13 protein-coding genes are annotated in these 16,757 nt (G+C 64.3%); 9 read left to right on the forward strand and 4 right to left on the reverse strand.

What is annotated here, in order from left to right:
• The first annotated feature begins 202 nt into the window (after positions 1–202).
• The 3 genes from AC5STI_RS18365 to AC5STI_RS18375 all read left to right on the forward strand — a co-directional run bounded on the left by AC5STI_RS18365 (position 203) and on the right by AC5STI_RS18375 (position 5,718).
• Positions 203–1,987, forward strand: a complete 1,785-nt coding sequence (locus AC5STI_RS18365; RefSeq protein ID WP_495447674.1) for an acyclic terpene utilization AtuA family protein — start codon at positions 203–205, stop codon at positions 1,985–1,987.
• Between the two features lie 130 nt (positions 1,988–2,117).
• Complete coding sequence (locus AC5STI_RS18370) at positions 2,118–3,734, forward strand: acyl-CoA carboxylase subunit beta (RefSeq protein ID WP_495447675.1); 1,617 nt, start codon at positions 2,118–2,120, stop codon at positions 3,732–3,734.
• 10 nt (positions 3,735–3,744) lie between these two features.
• The gene (locus AC5STI_RS18375; RefSeq protein ID WP_495447676.1) at positions 3,745–5,718 is read left to right on the forward strand and encodes an acetyl/propionyl/methylcrotonyl-CoA carboxylase subunit alpha; all 1,974 of its coding nucleotides are present in this window, start codon (positions 3,745–3,747) and stop codon (positions 5,716–5,718) included.
• Between the two features lie 147 nt (positions 5,719–5,865).
• Here the strand turns inward: AC5STI_RS18375 and AC5STI_RS18380 are convergent, their stop codons facing one another.
• Complete coding sequence (locus AC5STI_RS18380) at positions 5,866–6,483, reverse strand: GNAT family N-acetyltransferase (protein ID WP_495447781.1); 618 nt, start codon at positions 6,481–6,483, stop codon at positions 5,866–5,868.
• Between the two features lie 75 nt (positions 6,484–6,558).
• Between AC5STI_RS18380 and AC5STI_RS18385 the strand changes: the two genes are divergently transcribed.
• Positions 6,559–8,184: a sulfatase-like hydrolase/transferase gene (locus tag AC5STI_RS18385; RefSeq protein ID WP_495447677.1), complete on the forward strand. Its 1,626-nt coding sequence runs from the start codon at positions 6,559–6,561 to the stop codon at positions 8,182–8,184.
• A 130-nt stretch (positions 8,185–8,314) separates the two neighbouring features.
• Positions 8,315–8,965, forward strand: coding sequence for a GntR family transcriptional regulator (locus tag AC5STI_RS18390; RefSeq protein ID WP_495447678.1), 651 nt, complete (start codon positions 8,315–8,317; stop codon positions 8,963–8,965).
• Positions 8,966–9,031: 66 nt separating this feature from the next.
• Here AC5STI_RS18390 and AC5STI_RS18395 read toward each other — a convergent pair whose 3' ends face one another.
• Positions 9,032–9,739, reverse strand: a complete 708-nt coding sequence (locus tag AC5STI_RS18395) for a type 1 glutamine amidotransferase (RefSeq protein WP_495447679.1) — start codon at positions 9,737–9,739, stop codon at positions 9,032–9,034.
• Between the two features lie 81 nt (positions 9,740–9,820).
• Here AC5STI_RS18395 and AC5STI_RS18400 point away from each other — a divergent pair, with 81 nt between their 5' ends.
• Both AC5STI_RS18400 and AC5STI_RS18405 read left to right on the forward strand, forming a co-directional pair.
• Positions 9,821–11,080 (forward strand): cytochrome P450, encoded by a 1,260-nt coding sequence (locus tag AC5STI_RS18400; RefSeq protein WP_495447680.1) that lies wholly within the window; start codon positions 9,821–9,823, stop codon positions 11,078–11,080.
• Between the two features lie 110 nt (positions 11,081–11,190).
• Positions 11,191–12,480, forward strand: a complete 1,290-nt coding sequence (locus AC5STI_RS18405; protein WP_495447681.1) for a type I glutamate--ammonia ligase — start codon at positions 11,191–11,193, stop codon at positions 12,478–12,480.
• Positions 12,481–12,849: 369 nt separating this feature from the next.
• On the opposite strand, the gene AC5STI_RS18410 is transcribed toward AC5STI_RS18405, so the two are convergent.
• Positions 12,850–14,205 carry an aspartate aminotransferase family protein gene (locus AC5STI_RS18410; protein WP_495447682.1) on the reverse strand — a complete coding sequence of 452 codons (1,356 nt, stop codon included), beginning with the start codon at positions 14,203–14,205 and terminating at the stop codon, positions 12,850–12,852.
• A 43-nt stretch (positions 14,206–14,248) separates the two neighbouring features.
• Entirely contained in the window at positions 14,249–15,028 is a 780-nt protein-coding gene (locus AC5STI_RS18415; RefSeq protein WP_495447683.1) for an IclR family transcriptional regulator, read from the reverse strand.
• 172 nt (positions 15,029–15,200) lie between these two features.
• Here AC5STI_RS18415 and AC5STI_RS18420 point away from each other — a divergent pair, with 172 nt between their 5' ends.
• Together AC5STI_RS18420 and AC5STI_RS18425 are read left to right on the forward strand one after the other, a co-directional pair.
• On the forward strand, positions 15,201–16,148 hold the full coding sequence (locus AC5STI_RS18420; RefSeq protein ID WP_495447684.1) for a tripartite tricarboxylate transporter substrate binding protein: 948 nt from the start codon (positions 15,201–15,203) through the stop codon (positions 16,146–16,148).
• A gap of 70 nt (positions 16,149–16,218) precedes the next feature.
• Entirely contained in the window at positions 16,219–16,749 is a 531-nt protein-coding gene (locus AC5STI_RS18425; protein ID WP_490398669.1) for a tripartite tricarboxylate transporter TctB family protein, read from the forward strand.
• The last annotated feature ends 8 nt before the right edge of the window (positions 16,750–16,757 follow it).

Consider the following 16,757-nt stretch of genomic DNA (forward strand, 5'->3'; position numbering starts at 1 on the left):
AGCAAGTGAAATGTAACCTGAAACTTTCACCTTTGGAAATTCTGTAACGTGTCGCTGCGGCGGAGCGCGGTCTTCGCCGCAGCGAACGCGGGGTTATTGTTGCGAAGCCAAGGTCTTGGCGGTCAGGCTGGCGGCAAGGGGCCGCCGTTTGCGGGCAAATCCGTGTATGCTGTGCACCGGATGGCGGCCATCGGGAGGAGCAATGCCAGAGATACTGCGCATCGGCGGCGCTGCCGGGTTCTGGGGGGAGGCCGCCCTGGCCACGCCGCAATTGCTGGCGGCCGGGGGCTTGGATTTCCTTGTCTATGACTACCTGGCCGAGATCACCATGGCGGTGCTGGCGCGCGCGCGTGCAAAAGATCCAGCGGCGGGATATGCGACTGATTTCGTGACCGCGGCGATGGCGCCCAGCCTGGCAGAGATCGCGCGGCAAGGGGTGCGGGTCGTCTCCAATGCGGGCGGGGTGAACCCGGAGGCCTGCGCTGCGGCCCTGCGGCGGGAGATTGAAGCCCAGGGGCTGGAACTGCGGGTGGCGGTTGTTGCAGGCGATGACCTGCTCGGACGCGCGGCGGAGCTGGCGGAGGCCGCGCCCAGAGATATGTTCACCGGCGCGCCGTTTCCGCCGCTGGAGAAGATTGCCAGCGTCAACGCCTATCTCGGAGCCTTCCCGATTGCCGCAGCCCTGGACCGGGGCGCGCATATCGTCGTGACCGGGCGCTGCGTGGACAGCGCGGTGACGCTGGGGGCCTGCATCCATCATTTCGGCTGGGAAGCGGCAGACCTGGACCAGCTGGCGGGCGGCAGCCTGGCGGGCCACATCCTGGAATGCGGGCCGCAAGCCACCGGCGGAAATTTCACCGACTGGCAGGCGGTCGCGGAGGGCATGGCCGCGATCGGCTACCCCATTGCGGAAGTCCGTGAGGATGGCACATTTGACGTAACCAAATCTGCGGGCACCGGGGGGCTGGTCTCCCGCGGGTCGGTGGCGGAGCAGCTGCTGTATGAGACCGGTGACCCGCAAGCCTATGTGCTGCCGGACGTGGTATGCGATTTCTCCGGCGTTACGGTGATGGAGGCCGGGCCGGACCGGGTGCGGGTGGCAGGCGCCAGGGGGCGCGGGGTACCGGATACATACAAGACTTGCATCACCTGGCAGGATGGCTTCCGCAGCGGCCATTACTTTACCTTCTACGGCCTTGATGCCGAAGCCAAGGCACAGGCCTTTGCCAAGGCGGCGCTGACCCGCGCGCGGGATGTGTTGCAGGGGGGGATGCTGCCGGACTTCAGCGATGTGAGTATTGAGCTGATCGGCAGCGAAAGCCAGTTCGGCGGGCTGCGGCAATGCGGTGCTGCGCGGGAGGTGGCCGCCAAGATCGCGGTGCACCACCCGGACGCCCGAGGGGTGGGCGTATTCCTGAAGGAGGCGGTGGGGCTGGGCCTGTCGGCGCCGCCGGGCTTGAGCGGTTTTGCAGGCGCCCGGCCCAAGCCGTCGCCGGTGCTGGCGCTGTTTTCCTGCCTGCTGCCCAAGGCGCAGGTGCCGGTGGCGGTGCAGGATGCGGCGGGCCACAATACGGTTCCGGCGGCCGCGGCTATCCCGCTGCAGGTGCTGGAACGGCCTGCGCCGCCGCCGGGTCCGGCCTTGAAAAGAGTGGCAGAGGTGCCGCTGATCCGCCTTGCCTGGGCGCGCAGCGGCGACAAGGGCGACATCGCCAACATCGGGGTGATCGCACGCAGGCCGGAAATGATGCCCTGGATCTGGGCGGCGCTGGACGAGGCCCATCTGCGGCGGGTGTTCGGGCATTTCTGGGATGGCCAGATGGAGCGGTTTTTCCTGCCGGGAAGCCTGTCGATGAACATCCTGCTGCACGGCGCGCTAGGCGGCGGCGGCACGTCGTCTTTGCGCAACGATCCGCAGGCCAAGGGCTATGCCCAGCTGCTGCTGGCGGCGCCGGTGCGGGTGGATGCGGAATTGCCGGAGGAGTTTTGAGAATGGCGGGACACCGCGTCAGATCACAGAGGGCAGCACCCGGCCCGGCGGGGTGGGCGAGCAGCGCCCGCCCTGTGGGGGGCGGGACGGGCACTGCCCGGCTTCGCCGGGCGAAAGGCGGGGGCTTGCAATGACAGCCTTCGAAACCAAAATCAGCCCCGGCAGCGAAACCTTCGCCCAGAACCGCGAGGACATGCTGGCGCTGGTGGAGCGGATGCGTGCCCTGGAAGCCCGCGCGGCGGCGAAATCCGAAGAACGCCGCCCGGTCTTCGACAAGCGCGGGCAGCTATCGCCGCGGGAGCGTGTCTCGGCGCTATTGGATCCGGGGCTGCCGTTCCTGGAGCTTTACAACATGGCCTCCTACCTGGTGGATGATCCGGATCCGGACACCTCGATCCCCGGCGCCTCGATCATTTTGGGCATCGGCTATGTCGAGGGCGTGCGGGCGATGGTCTTTGCCGATGATGCCGGGATCAATGCGGGTGCAATGACGCAGAAATCGGTGGATAAGGCGCTCGGCGCGATTGCCATTGCCGAGCGGCAAAAGCTGCCCTTCATCCACTTGGTGGAAAGCGCCGGCGCCGATCTGATGCGCTATACGGTGGAGCTGTGGGCGCATGGCGGCGGCATGTTTGCAGGGCTGGCGCGGCTGTCGGCGGCGGGCATCCCGGTGATCACGGTGCTGCATGGCGCCTCCACCGCCGGCGGGGCCTATCAGCCGGGCCTGTCGGACTATGTGATCGGGGTCAAGGGCAACGGCATGGCGATGCTGGCGGGCGCGGCGCTGGTGCAGGCCGCGACTGGCGAGGTGGCGCAGGACGCGGATCTTGGCGGCGCAGAGATGCATGCTTCAACCACCGGGCTGGTGGAGTATCTGGCAGAGGATGACGCCCATGGCATCGAGATCGCCCGTGAGGTGGTGGCCGGGTTGGGCTGGACGCCCTGCGCACCCGCACTGCCGGATTATGCCGAGCCGGTGCTGCCGCCGGATCAGATTGCCGGCGTGGTGCCGGTGGATTACCGCAAGCCGTACGATATGCGCGAAGTGGCGGCTCGGATCGCCGACGGATCTGACCTGCGTGAGTTCAAGCCGGGCTTCGGTCCGGCCACGCTGTGCCTGCAGGCACGTATCATGGGGCAGCCGGTCGGCCTCCTTGGCAACAACGGCCCGCTGGATCCGGACGGGGCGGCCAAGGCAACGCATTTCCTGCAGGCAATGGATCAGGCCGGCACGCCAGTGGTTTTTCTGAACAACACCACTGGTTACATGGTCGGGACCGCATCGGAGCGGGCGGGGATGATCAAGCATGGCGCCAAGATGATCCAGGCGGTCACCAACCTGCGGGTGCCCAAGATAGCGCTCTATACCGGGGCCAGCTTTGGGGCAGGGAACTACGGCATGTGCGGCTATGCTTTCGGTGCCGATTTCCTGTTCACCTGGCCCAATGCGATGACCGGTGTGATGGGCGGCGAGCAGGCGGCGCTGACGATGGAGCAGGTTGCCAGGCGCACGGCGGAGCGCAAGGGAGTGGAACCGGACGAAAAGCGGCTCGCAGCGCAGCGCGCCAGGATCACCGCGCATTTCGACGGGCAGTCGGACGCCTTCTATACCTCCGGGCGGGTGCTGGACATGGGGATGATCGATCCGCGCGACACCCGCCGGGTGATCGGCTTCTGTTTGCAAACCTGCCAGGAGGCTCGGGCGCGGGAACTTTACCCGAACAGCTTTGGCGTGGCGCGGATATGACGGGGGCAGGATGAGCAGTTTTGACACGATCCTGGTGGCCAACCGCGGCGAGATCGCGCTGCGGGTAATGCGCACGGCGCGGGCAATGGGGCTGAAAAGCGTTGCGGTTTACACCGATGCGGATGCTGCCAGCCCGCATGCGGATTTTGCCGATATCTCCATCCGCATCGGCGCAGGCCCGGCGGCGGAGAGCTATCTGTCGATAGACAAGGTCATCGCGGCCGCCAAGGAGGCGGGTGCCGGGGCGGTGCATCCGGGTTACGGTTTTTTGTCGGAGAACGCAGATTTGGCCCGTGCTTGTGCGGCCGCCGGGCTGGTCTTCATCGGCCCGTCTCCCGAAGCGATTGCCCTGATGGGAAACAAGGCTGCGGCCAAGCGGAAGATGATTGCGGCAGGTGTTTCTTGCATACCCGGCTATGAGGGCGCGGATCAGGCGGCAGATGTGCTGGCGGCGGAAGCCGCCCGGATCGGCTTTCCGGTGATGATCAAGGCAGCCGCGGGCGGCGGCGGCAAGGGGATGCGGCTGGTGCAGCAGGCGGCGGAGTTCAGCGCTGCGTTGAAGCTGGCCCGCAGCGAGGCGCGGGCGGCTTTCGGCTCCGATGAGATGATCCTGGAAAAGGCCCTGATGCGCCCGCGCCATGTGGAGGTGCAGGTGTTCGGCGACTCCCGCGGCCAAGTGATCCATCTGGGGGAGCGCGACTGTTCCATTCAGCGCCGCCATCAGAAAGTGGTGGAGGAGGCGCCAAGCCCGGCCGTGGATGATGCCTTGCGCGCCCGGATGGGAGCCGCGGCGGTCAAGGCCGCGCAGGCGATTGGCTATCAAGGGGCAGGCACGGTTGAGTTCCTGCTGGATCAGGGCGGTGATTTCTATTTTCTGGAGATGAACACCCGGCTGCAGGTGGAGCATCCGGTGACCGAGATGATCACTGGGCTGGATCTGGTGGAAATGCAGATCCGGGCGGCCCGGGGCGAGCCCTTGGGGCTAGCGCAGGAGGATGTGCGGATGGAGGGCCACGCCATCGAGGTGCGGCTCTATGCGGAGGACCCGGCGCAAGGCTTTCTGCCGCAGGCCGGGCGGATCGCGCAGTGGCAACCACCCAGCGGCTATGGCATCCGGGTTGATGAGGGGATCGCTGCGGGGCAGGAGGTTTCCGCATTCTATGACCCGCTGCTTGCCAAGCTGATTGCGCATGGCCGGACGCGGGAGGAGGCACGGCAGCGGCTGATGGCTGCGCTGCGGGATTGCGTGCTGTTCGGGCCCGCGTGCAACCGGGACTTCCTGCTGGAGGTTCTGGCTTATCCGGAGTTCGCGGCAGGGCAGGCCGCTACTGATTTCATCGCCAACCATTTCCCGGACGGGCTGGAGGCGGCTTTCAACGCCAGTGACATGGCTTTGGCGGCAGCGCTGGTCTTCCGCGCGGAACAGCAGCGGTGCGCCGCAGCTGGCGGCGTGGCACCGGAACTGCTGGGCTGGTCGAACCAGGGCGGCTTGCGGTCCTCTATGCGCCTGGAGTGCGACGGGGAAACCCATAAACTTCAGATCCTTGAAGAACCGGGGCAGCTGACTGTGGCCGGCGGGGACTGGCACTGTCGCGTGACGGGGCAAGGCAACGGCCTGCGGGTTGACGGCAGGCGGGCGTACCTCAGGTCCTGGGTGATGGACGGCGGCACGCTGCAGGTGGCCACCGGCACACGGATATTCGCAATCACCCGCCTGCGGGCGGCAGCTGGTGCAGGTACTGGCAGTCAGGCAGGGCAAGTCGTTGCGCCCATGCACGGGCTGCTCCGGGAGGTTTGTGTCGCCCAAGGCGACAGGATCGCCGCGGGCAGCCGCCTTGCAGTGGTGGAGGCAATGAAGATGCAGCATGAAATCCTGGCGGAAGCGCCGGGCACTGTCGCGGCTGTTTCGGGGCGCCCGGGCGTGCAGGTTCAAGCCGGGCAGCTGCTGCTTGAAGTCATCCCGCAGGACGAGGACGCCACGTGACAGGGCAGCAGTAACCTCCCGCCCGTCGCTGGTGCATTGAAAATGCCCCGCTCCCGTTGGGCCCGGCGCCGCGCTATGCGCGGCGCCGGGCCCAACGGGAGGAGGTCTTTCGCCAGAAAGGCTGACGACGGGCGGGAGCGGCTGGCTTCAAGTTTCCGCAGGGGGCCAGCGCCCGCAATACTGCAAAACATCGTTCGGGTACCGGTTGTCCTGGATCTGGAAGTGGGTCAGGCCCGCCAGTTCAAAGCCGTGCCGGAGATAAAAGGCAATGGCGCGATTGTTCTGCGGGTTGGCCGCAAGCCACGGTGCGTCCCATGCATTTGAAAGGCAAGTTTGCAGTCCGGCGTCAAGAAGACACCACCCGATGTTTCGCCCCTGATGCCGGGGCTGAACATAGAGTGTCGAAATCTCGGTGCGGGAGGGGCCGCCAGCCGGGCTCGGCCTGCCGTGGCTGATCCGGATGTAACCGTCGATACCTTCCTGGTTTTGCGAAACAATCAGGTGTTCTGCCGGATCTTGCAGGGCTTCGATAAAATGCCCCGGCGTGTAAGTGCCTAGCACGTCCTCTGAAAAGCCCCTGTTGATGCCGTTGCGCAAATATGTGCCCAGCCAGACCTCGATGGACAGGGCGGCCAGGCTGGCGCAGTCGTCCTCGGTGGCGGGCCGTAGGGAAGCAGCGGGGAGGGCCGGGGTCATGCTGGCGTTCAATATTTCGTTTTCAAAACCGGTTTCACAATGCCCGCCACTGTTGCGCGTCCTCTGCACGGCGGTCAATGAAATACCCTCGTCAAGGTTGCTTCACGTGTTTAATAATACCGCAGCACTGTGCGGGAGGCACCGATGAACATTCTCTACATCATGTTCGACCAGCTGCGGTTCGACTACTTGAGCTGCGCAGGCCATCCGCATCTGCACACCCCGCATATCGATGGCCTTGCGGCCAAGGGGGTGCGCTTTACCCGCGCTTATGTGCAGTCGCCCACCTGCGGCTCGTCGCGGATGTCGAGCTATACCGGGCGCTACCCCTCCAGCCACGGGGTGCAGTTCAACAGCTACCCTTTGCGGGTGGGCGAATGGACCATGGGCGATCATCTTCGCAAGGCAGGCATGGGCTGCCAACTGATTGGCAAGACACACATGGTGGCGGACGCCGAAGGGATGCAGCGGCTGGGACTGGCGCCGGACAGCGTGATCGGCGTGCGCCAGTCGGAATGCGGGTTCGATCCCTGGGTCCGCGATGACGGGCTGTGGGCGGAAGGGCCGGACGGGTTCTATGACAGTAAGCGCAGTCCCTACAATGAATACCTGAAGGAGAAGGGCTACCCGGGAGAAAACCCGTGGAACGACTTTGCCAACGCCGGCATGGAGGGCAATGACATCGCCTCCGGCTGGTTCATGGTCAATGCAGACAAGCCGGCCAATATCGCCGAGGAAGACAGCGAAACCCCCTGGCTCACCACCCAGGCGATGGAGTTCGTCGCCCAGGCGGAAGGCCCCTGGTGCGCGCATCTGAGCTATATCAAGCCGCATTGGCCGTACATCGTGCCCGCGCCTTACCATGATATGTACGGGCCGCAGCATGTGCTGCCGGCGGTGCGTTCGGAGGCAGAGCGCGAGGACGCGCATCCGGTCTTCGAAGGCATGATGAAAAACCAGATCGGCAAGACCTTCAGCCGGGACGAGGTGCGGCAGAAGGTGATCCCCGCCTACATGGGGCTGATCAAGCAGGCTGACGACCAGATGGGGCGGCTGTTTGCCTGGCTGGAAGAGACAGGGCGGATGCAGGACACGATGATCGTGGTGACCTCGGACCATGGCGATTATCTGGGCGATCATTGGCTGGGAGAGAAGAACCTGTTCCACGAGCCGTCGATCAAGGTGCCGCTGATCATCTATGACCCGCGCGCGGAGGCCGATGCCACCCGCGGCACCGCCTGCGATGAACTGGTGGAGGCAATCGACCTCCTGCCGACTTTCCTGGAGGCGGCGGGCGGGGAACCGGCGCCGCATATCCTGGAAGGGAGCTCTCTGATGCCGTTCCTGCGCGGGGAAAGCCCGGACTGGCGGGACTTTGTGATTGCAGAGTTCGACTATTCCACCATGCCGCTGTGCGAAAAGCTGGGGCTGGAACCCAAGGACGCGCGTCTTTTCATGGTGACGGACAAACGCTGGAAATTCATGCACGCCGAGGGCGGGCTGAGGCCGATGCTGTTCGACATGGAGAACGACCCGGAGGAGCTGGTGGACCTGGCCAAGGACGGCAAATATCAGGAGATCATCGGTCTGATGTATGACCGCTTGCTGGAGTGGGGGCTGCGGATGTCCCAGCGGATCACCCTGTCCGATGCGCAGATCAAGGCGCGCCGCGGCAAGTCGGGGCGCAAGGGCATTCTGCTGGGGGTCTATGAGCCGGACGAGGCGGCGCCTGAATTGACGGAAAAATACCGGGGCCCGGTACCGCAGTAGCCGCCCTGCCTATTCACCTTTGCAAAAATACTCCGGGGGAGCCCGCAGGGCGGGGGCAGCGCCCCCAACCCGCGTTGCCAAGGCGCGGGCAGGCTCTTAGGGTGTCCGGACGGAAACAACAGGCGGCGGAATGGCAGGTCAGACGGAACAGGTTCTGAGCGCGATCCTTCAGGATATCGAAGCTGGACGGCTGGTGCCTGGCGCGCCTTTGGAGGAAGGCGAGCTGGTGGAGCGCCACGGGGTGTCCCGCACGCCGGTACGCGAAGCCTTCATCCAACTGGAAGCGATCGGGCTGATCAAGCGCCTGCCGCGCAAGGGCGCGGTGCTGTTCAAGCCAACCCTGGAAGAGTTCCTGGCGATCCTCGAAGTGCATGCCCGGCTCGAGGGGCAGGCGGCGGCGCTGGCGGCGCGGCGCTTGTCTCCGGCGCAGGCGAGGGAGCTGGAGGCGGCTGTGGCCGCCTGCGAGAAACACGCCGTCGAAAAGGGGGATGGCGATCCGGCCGGCTATTACCAGCTGAACCTGCGGTTTCATGCCTGTGTGGCGGAAGGCTCCGGCAATCCGTTCCTGGTCGAAATGATCAAGACCAACGCGCGCAAGCTGATGGCCTATTACCGGGCGCGTTACCGGTATCCCGGTGTGATCGCGCAGTCCGCCAGGGAGCACCGCGAGATTGCCGCGCTGATCCTTGCACATGACCGGAAAGGCGCAGAGACGGCGATGATCGCGCATGTTCAGTTTGACCAGGTCACGGTGATGGATCTGCTGGCAGCGCTGGGCTGAAATTGCGGTGAACGGAGCCTGACGGCTCCGTGCCTGCGGCGCGAGTATTTGGGCAAAGGTGAAGCCTTAGCGGGCCGCCTGCTCAAAGAATCGCGCGAGGCTTTCCGCAAACACCTGTTGGTCAGCGTGCTCCTTTAGGCTGTCTAGGGCGGCAGCATAAGTCTCCGGGCCCAGTTGGTCCCGCATTTCTTCAGTCAGCGCGAGGATAAAGCTGCGGGTCATTTCCGGGTGGTGCTGAGTGGTGAAGATGTGGCGGTCCAAGGTGAAGCCCGTGTTAATGCCGTCTCTGTCACTAAAAGGGGTTGCGCCGTCAGGCAGGGTTCTGACGCACTCGCAGTGGGAGCCGTAAAGCTTCACTTCTTCCAGCAGGGCCGCGGCCCAATCCGGGCGGTGCAGCAGCCGGTTGCGGGTCAGGCCGTGGACCCAGCCATTGGGGTTGCGGTCCAGGCTGCCGCCAAGCGCCAGGGCAATGGCCTGATGGCCGAAACAGGCGCCGAACAGCGGGAAATGGCGGGCGTGCGCTGCGCGGATCAGCTCCAGCAGTTGCGTGATCCAAGGCGCGTCTGAGCGGACAGAGGCGGGGCTGCCTGTGATCATCGCGCCGTCAAAGGCAAAGAGGTCCTCCGGAAACACGCCGTCCTTTACGGCAAACACCGAAGCACGCCAATCAGGCCGCGCCATCTGGATCAGGCTGGTGAATTTCTCACCGTCCTTGGGGTGCCTTTGGGCGAATTCGCTTTCGTCGGTGTTGGTCATCAATATGGCCAAATGCATGAGACGGCTCGCAAGATTTCGTTTTACATATTTATGATGGTTATTAATATACATTTAGCCAGGAGGATAGGAAAGCCCGCGATGACAGTTTGGACCCCGACGGATGACGGCTATGCGGATCTGAGCAGCCATGACGCGTTTGCAGATGGCGCGCCGCACAACACCTTTGCCCGGCTCCGGCGCGAGGATCCGCTGCATTGGACAGAATATGCGGGCGGCGAGAACTTCTGGTCGGTGACCCGCTATGAGGACATCACGGTGATGAACAAGAACACAGAAGTGTTCTCGTCGGCGCGTGGGATCCGGATGGAGGATCAGTCCTACGAGGAATACCTGGCGCGGCGCACGTTTCAGGAGACCGATCCGCCGGAACATTCCAAGGTGCGGATGAAACTGCTGAAGGCATTCTCCAAGACCACAATGGCGCAGTATGAGCAGGATATCCGCGACTTGTGCGCGGATATTCTGGACCAAGCGCTGGCCAAGGGAGAGTTTGACGCCACCAAGGAGATCGCCCGCCAACTGCCGATGCGGATGCTGGGCCGCGTTGTGGGCCTGCCGGAGGCGGACCTGCCCTGGCTGGTGGAGAAAGGTGATGCGCTGATTGCCAACACGGACCCGGATTTCACCTCCCATGTGCTCGACAAGATGCAGACGGATGAGTTCCGGATGATGCCCTTCAACTCGCCCGCCGGGGCGGAGCTGTATGTCTATGCCAAGGAGCTGATGGAGGAGAAGGCGCGCAAGGGCGATACCTCGGGCGTGCTGAACCTGATCCTTGAGCCGGCCAAGGACGGCTCGGTCATTACCGAGACCGAGTTCCGCAATTTCTTTTGCCTGCTGGTGGCGGCGGGGAATGACACCACGCGCTATTCGATTGCCGCGGGCATCCAGGCGATGTGCCACCAGCCGGAGCTGCTGGCGCAGATGCAGGCGGGCGGTGCGGTCTGGGACACTGTGGCGGATGAGATCATCCGCTGGGCGACGCCCGCGCTCTACTTCCGGCGCACCGCGACGCGGGATCATGAAATGCACGGCAAGACCATCCGCGCGGGCGATAAGGTTCTGTACTGGTTCGTCTCGGCCAACCGGGACGAGGCGCAGTTCGGCGATCCATTTCACGTGAATCTGCACCGCAGCCCGAACCGGCACCTGTCGTTCGGGCAGTTCGGCCCGCATGTCTGCCTGGGCATGTGGCTGGCACGGCTGGAGGTCACGGTGCTGTTTCAAGAACTCGCCAAGCGCATCAGGCGTATCGAGGCCGCCGGGCCGCATAAGTTCCTGCGCTCGAACTTTGTCGGCGGCATCAAGGAGTTGCCGGTCAGGGTGGAGACGGCGTAGCGGCCGGGCCTCCCCGCAGGAAAGACTCTGAGAAAACCGCTAAATATGTTAAGCAATAGAACACGGGAAGCCGCTGCCGAAGACTGTCCAGCAGGGAAGGACCTTGAGCCATGAAGACCCGCTTGCGTGCGATGTTCTGTGACCACCTCAGCATCATGCGGGGTAAGTATCTGCCGAATTCCAAGATCGGCGACGGCAGCACGCGGTTCTGCCGGTCGGTCTTTGGCACCCATTACGACAAGGACCTGCTGGACGCGCCGGGCGCGATGGTGAAACAGGGGCTGCCGGATATGGAGCTGAAGTGGCTGCATGACGATATCCGCGACAGCTGGCATGCCTCGACCAAGGTGGTGCTGGGTGACCTTTATGACGACGAGGGCGAGCCGCTGGCGCTGTGCCCGCGCCGGGCTCTGAAGCGGGCGGTGGCGGACTGGCAGAAGCACGGGCTGACGCCGAAGGTCGGGATTGAGCTGGAGGCCTTTGCCCTGCAGGCGGACGACCGGGGTCGGCTGATGCCCTACGATGCGCCTGGTGGTGTTGTGTACGGCACCGGCCCCTTTGCCGATCCCCTGCGGTTCAATGACCGGATCTGGGCGATGGCGGACGATATGGGGTTTTCGCTCGACATGATCACCGCCGAGTTCGACAGTCCGCAATTCGAGTACACGCTGACCTTCGATGACGCGGTGAAGGCGGTGGATGACATCGTGCTGTTCCGCCTGATGGCGCGGGAGGTGGCGCTGGAATACGGCATCGTGCTGACGTTCATGCCGAAACCGGTGGCTGAGGCCGGAGGATCGGGGATGCATATCAACTTCTCCTTTCTGGACGAGGCGGGCGGCAATGCGCTGTCTGCGGGGCCGCGGGGCGGGCCGGAACACATGAACGATCTGGCGCGCGGCTGCCTGGCGGGGCTGCTGCATCACCATAAGGGGCTGGCCGGGCTGATCGCACCGACCGCCAACAGCTACATGCGGCTGCAGCCGGGCTCGCTGTCGGGGTACTGGCGCAACTGGGGCGGTGATCACCGCAACGTGACGACGCGGATCAGTTCCGAGGGCGGCGCCAAGGCGCGGCTGGAACACCGGACGGCGGATGCCTCGGCCAATCCCTACACGGCGGTGGCAGCGGTGCTGCAGGCGGCGCGGCTGGGGGTGGAGAACGGCCACCAGCTGCCGCCGATGGAGACCGGCGACGGGTTCGACCGCACCGATGCGCGAGAGGGCACGGCCGTGGACCTGAAGGGCGCAATGAATGATCTGGAACGGGACACCGCGTTGGCAGAGGCCGTTGGCGCGGAACTGGTCGCCAACCACGTCTTCATGAAACGCAAGGAAGTGCGCAAGACCCGCGATCTGGAAGGCGACGGCATGCGCGATTTCTACGTGCATTTCATTTGACGCACTCAACGCTGTCTATGTGAGGCCCGCGCAGGCAGGGAAATCGGGTTCGGTGCAAGGGGTCCGAAGTGCCCTGCCGGATCTGGCGGAAAGCGGCGGAGGACAAGCTGCCTCGATTGCGGCCCGAAAATCGCCCGGCCCCGGACGGTCTGTCTGCGGAGGCCTCTGAAGCAAAGATCTCAGTGGCTTCCGAAGGTTATGCAACACGCGCCGCTGCGGCAGCTGCGCCTGTTTCCGTATCGCGCCACCGCGCCGCGTCAGCGGCGCCGCCGGACGCGCGGGGCCCGAAGCATGTGCTTCGGGCCCGCCATGGCATCTGGTGGCGCCCGGACCTGGCGGCCCGGGCGCGGGCGGTGTTTGCAGCTGCCGTCAGCTCACCGCCGCAAAGCCTGCGTCCAGGGCAGAGAGGATGGTGTCCGCCTCTGCCTCGTTCAGCACCAGCGGCGGCGACAGGATGATGTTGGGGCCGGAGACCCGCACCATGGCACCGGCCTCATAAGCTGTTTCCTGCAGCTTGCCGATGGTCTTCTTGTCCACCGCGGCCTTTGTGGAGCGGTCAGACACCAGTTCCAGCGCGCACATCAGGCCGTGGCCGCCGCGCACGTCACCGATGAGATCGTACTTCTGCTGCAGCGCCAGCAGGCCCTGGTGGATTTGGGTGCCGCGGGCGGCGGCGTTTTCCGGAACGTTCAGGCGCAGGGTTTCCGCAAGGCAGGCGAGGGCTGCAGCCGCGCCGACAGGGTGGCCGGAGTAAGTATAGCCATGGCCGATGGCCGCCTTGCCGGTGGCATCCTTCTCAAATGTCTCTGTCATATGGTCCGCGATCATCACAGCGCCAAACGGGAAGTACCCGTTGGTGATCGCCTTGGCGGTTGCCATCATGTCGGGCTGCACGTCCCAGTGGCGCGAGCCGCTCCATGAGCCGGTGCGGCCGAAGGCAGTTATCACCTCATCCGCAATCAGCAGGATGCCGTGTTTCGAGCAGATCTCACGCACGCCGGGCATGAAGCTCTTGTGCGGCGGGATCACCCCGCCTGCGCCCAGGATGGGTTCCATGATGAAGGCGGCAATGGTGCCCGCGCCCTGGAAAGCGATCTCATCCTCCAGCGCCTGCAGGCAGAGTTGGGCCAGTCGCTCCGGATCGGTCTCGTTGAACGGGTTGCGGTATGTGTAGGGTGCCGGGATGTGGTGGCAGCCGGGCAGCAGCGGCTCATACTGGGTTCGGAAATTGGCGTTGCCGTTCACCGAGGCGCCGCCCATGTGGGTGCCATGGTAGCCCTTCTTGAGGCTCAGGAACTTGGTGCGGCCCTCTTGGCCGCGGATCTTGTGGAATTGGCGGGCCAGGCGCAGGGCGGTTTCCACCGAATCTGAGCCGCCTGAAGTGAAGAAGGCACGGGTGAGACCGTCGGGCGCAAAGAACTTGCGCAGCTCCTCGGCCAACTGGATCACCTGATCGTTGGTGGTGCCGCGGAAGGTGGAGTAGTAGGGCAGCACATCCAGCTGAGCGGCGATTGCGTCCTTTACCGGCTGGCAGGAGAAGCCGAGGTTCACGTTCCACAAGCCGCCGACCGCATCGACCACCTCGTGCCCGTCGATGTCGGTGATCTTCACCCCCTGGGCGGAGGTGATGATCGCGGGCGGGTTGGCCAGGCTGTCGCCGGGATGGGCCATCGGGTGCCAGAGGGATTTGGCGTTGTGTTCTTTCAAAAAGTTGGAGTCTTTCATGGGGGCAGCTCCTGGATGCGGCCCATTCAGGGCCGGAAAAAGTTCAGGCGGTTTCTTCCTGCGGGTAGTCCGCGGGGGCAGAACCGCCGATGCGATGGGTGAGTGTGGCGCCCGCGCGGCGCAGGGCCGCCGGGATCAGCTGTTTCTGCTCCGCCGTCATGCGGGAAACCGGCGCGGCCACGGCCAGCGCGCCGATCACCTGGCGGTCCGAGCCAAAGACCGGAACCGCGTGGGAGTGCACGTCGGCCTCAAACCCGCCGATCGACTGGGCCAGGCCGGTGGCCCGCACCTCCGTCAGCTGGGCGCGGATTTCCTGCGGGTCGGTGATGGTCTCGGGTGTGTGGATCTTCAGCGGTTGTGCCAGCGCGTCCTCAACGAAGCCGGGATCGGCATAGGCCAGCACGGCCAACCCGGAACTGGTGCCGTGGAAAGTCAGCACCTCGGCGTCCTCCATCATCACCTTGGTGGCGTGGCGCGGGGAATAGGCGTGCGATAGCGAGTTCAGCTGACTGCCTTGCAGCAGCGACAGGTGGGTCGTTTCACCGGTCTCGTCGCTCAGTTCGCGCAGCACACGGCGCGAGACCGACAGGATCGGCACCGCTGCCTCGCGCAGCGCTGCCAGCCGCAGAACCTGCGGGCCGAGCCGGTACATGCGGTCGCCGTCGGTTTGCTCAACAAAGCCCGATTCCTGCAGCTCGCTCATCAGCCGGTAGACGGTTGCCTTATTCATGCCCGACAGGCGTGTGAGGTCGCTGAGCCCGATTCCGGTCCGGCCGTGGTTGAAATGCGTCAGTAATGACAAGGCTTTGGATACCGTTCCCATGCGCTTGCCCAATCTCCCTGTTTGGTCTTGGCGGGCGGTGCCTACTGAAAAAGAGGAACCCGTGATGCAATTTTGTTGACAGATAAGCGGGCGGCCTGTCAATCTAAATTCAAACCAACGGTTCGCATAATGAACCATGTAAGGTGATTGGTGACAAACTGGGAGGAAAGCCATGAAACTCAAGACCCTCATGAAAGGGGCGGCCGCAGCGGCGGCGCTGGGGCTGAGCGCGGTTGCAGCGCAGGCCGAGTATCCGGAGAAGCCGGTGAACTTTATCGTGCCCTGGCCGCCGGGTGATCTGGAGGACGTGCTGACCCGGATGATCGCCGAGGACTTTCAGAACGAATACGGCGTTGCGGCAGCGGTCGTGAACAAGCCGGGCGGCGGTGGCGGGCCGTTTCCTGGAGCAATCGAAGTCGCCAATGCGCCGGCGGATGGCTACACCATCGGCTCCTTCGTGATCGGGGTGCCGGTGATGGGCCACCAGATCGACATTCCGCCGCTGACGCCTGAGAAATTCGACCCGCTCGGGATCTTTCTGACATATCCCTTTGTAATCGCCGCCTCAGGCGATGCGCCTTACAGCTCGATGGAGGAGCTGGCGGCCTATGCCAAGGAAAACGACGTGGCATTGGGCCACTTTGGCGACGTGCTGACCCCGACCCAAGTGACCAAGGCCTATGCCAAGAACGCGGGCTTTGAGTGGGGGTCGGACGCTGCATTTGACGCGCTGGACTGCAATACGCTGGCATCTGGCGATGCGGATGTGATCAACACCACGCTGCAGCTGGTGCTGCCCTGCCTGGATCAGATCAAGGTGCTGGTCTCGATCACCGACGAACGCATCCCGCTGGCCCCCGATGCTCCGACTATCGGCGAGCTGGACGAGAGCCTGAACATCGCCCTGTGGAACGGTCTGTTCGTGACCAAAGACACCCCGCAGGATGTGCGGGATAAGATCATCGCGGTCGCCGAGAAAACGGTGATGAGCGAGCGCGCTCAGAATGTCGCCAAGGAAACCGGCGCGCTGGTCTATTGGCAGGGCGCCGATGACAGTGCGGCGCGGGTTGCAAACGACATCGACACGATGGCCCGCATCGGCGGCCTGCTGTCGGAATAATCCTCCCCCTGCACCGGGGCCCTGATCGGCCCTGGTGCCCTCATCCCCGTACGGACAAAGTACTCCTCTGATGCCTTCGGAACGTGAACGCCGCTTTGCTGGACCCAGGCGCGGACAGCTTGTCTTTGCCTTGGCTATGGTCGGCGCTGCACTGCTGCTGCTGGTCCTGATCACGGATCAGACCGCCTGGGTCAAGAAGACCAAACTGTTTGCCCAGCCCCGCTTCTGGCCTGCCGTAGCCATTGGCGGCATGGTGCTGCTCGGCGGCTTGCATCTCTACAAACTGCCCTGGCGGCGGGTCAGCCGCTATGACCTGTGGGAGGTCAAGCGCTGGGGGCAGGTGTTTGAATTTGCCGGCTGGTTCATGGGCTACGTCATGCTGGTGCCGGTCATCGGCTATCTGCCCGTGACGCTGGTGTTTGTGCCGCTGCTGAGCTGGCGGATGGGCTACCGCAGCCCCTTCATGCTGTGGACAAGCGCGGTGTTTGCGGTGGTGGTGGTGGTGCTGTTCAAGGCCTTACTGTCGGTGAAAATCCCGGGCGCGCTGATCTATGAGTATCTGCCGGGATCGTTGCGCAGTTTCTTCATTCTCTATCTCTGAGCCCCGTC

This window comes from Leisingera sp. CC-HEC096 (assembly GCF_059429235.1).

Bases quoted from the DNA above. Each gene is read 5' to 3' on its own strand.
- AC5STI_RS18365 (WP_495447674.1), top strand. From the start codon at position 203: ATGCCAGAGATACTGCGCATCGGCGGCGCTGCCGGGTTCTGGGGGGAG.
- AC5STI_RS18370 (WP_495447675.1), top strand. From the start codon at position 2,118: ATGACAGCCTTCGAAACCAAAATCAGCCCCGGCAGCGAAACCTTCGCC.
- AC5STI_RS18375 (WP_495447676.1), top strand. From the start codon at position 3,745: ATGAGCAGTTTTGACACGATCCTGGTGGCCAACCGCGGCGAGATCGCG.
- AC5STI_RS18385 (WP_495447677.1), top strand. From the start codon at position 6,559: ATGAACATTCTCTACATCATGTTCGACCAGCTGCGGTTCGACTACTTG.
- AC5STI_RS18390 (WP_495447678.1), top strand. From the start codon at position 8,315: ATGGCAGGTCAGACGGAACAGGTTCTGAGCGCGATCCTTCAGGATATC.
- AC5STI_RS18395 (WP_495447679.1), bottom strand. From the start codon at position 9,739: ATGCATTTGGCCATATTGATGACCAACACCGACGAAAGCGAATTCGCC.
- AC5STI_RS18400 (WP_495447680.1), top strand. From the start codon at position 9,821: ATGACAGTTTGGACCCCGACGGATGACGGCTATGCGGATCTGAGCAGC.
- AC5STI_RS18405 (WP_495447681.1), top strand. From the start codon at position 11,191: ATGAAGACCCGCTTGCGTGCGATGTTCTGTGACCACCTCAGCATCATG.
- AC5STI_RS18410 (WP_495447682.1), bottom strand. From the start codon at position 14,205: ATGAAAGACTCCAACTTTTTGAAAGAACACAACGCCAAATCCCTCTGG.
- AC5STI_RS18415 (WP_495447683.1), bottom strand. From the start codon at position 15,028: ATGGGAACGGTATCCAAAGCCTTGTCATTACTGACGCATTTCAACCAC.
- AC5STI_RS18420 (WP_495447684.1), top strand. From the start codon at position 15,201: ATGAAACTCAAGACCCTCATGAAAGGGGCGGCCGCAGCGGCGGCGCTG.
- AC5STI_RS18425 (WP_490398669.1), top strand. From the start codon at position 16,219: ATGCCTTCGGAACGTGAACGCCGCTTTGCTGGACCCAGGCGCGGACAG.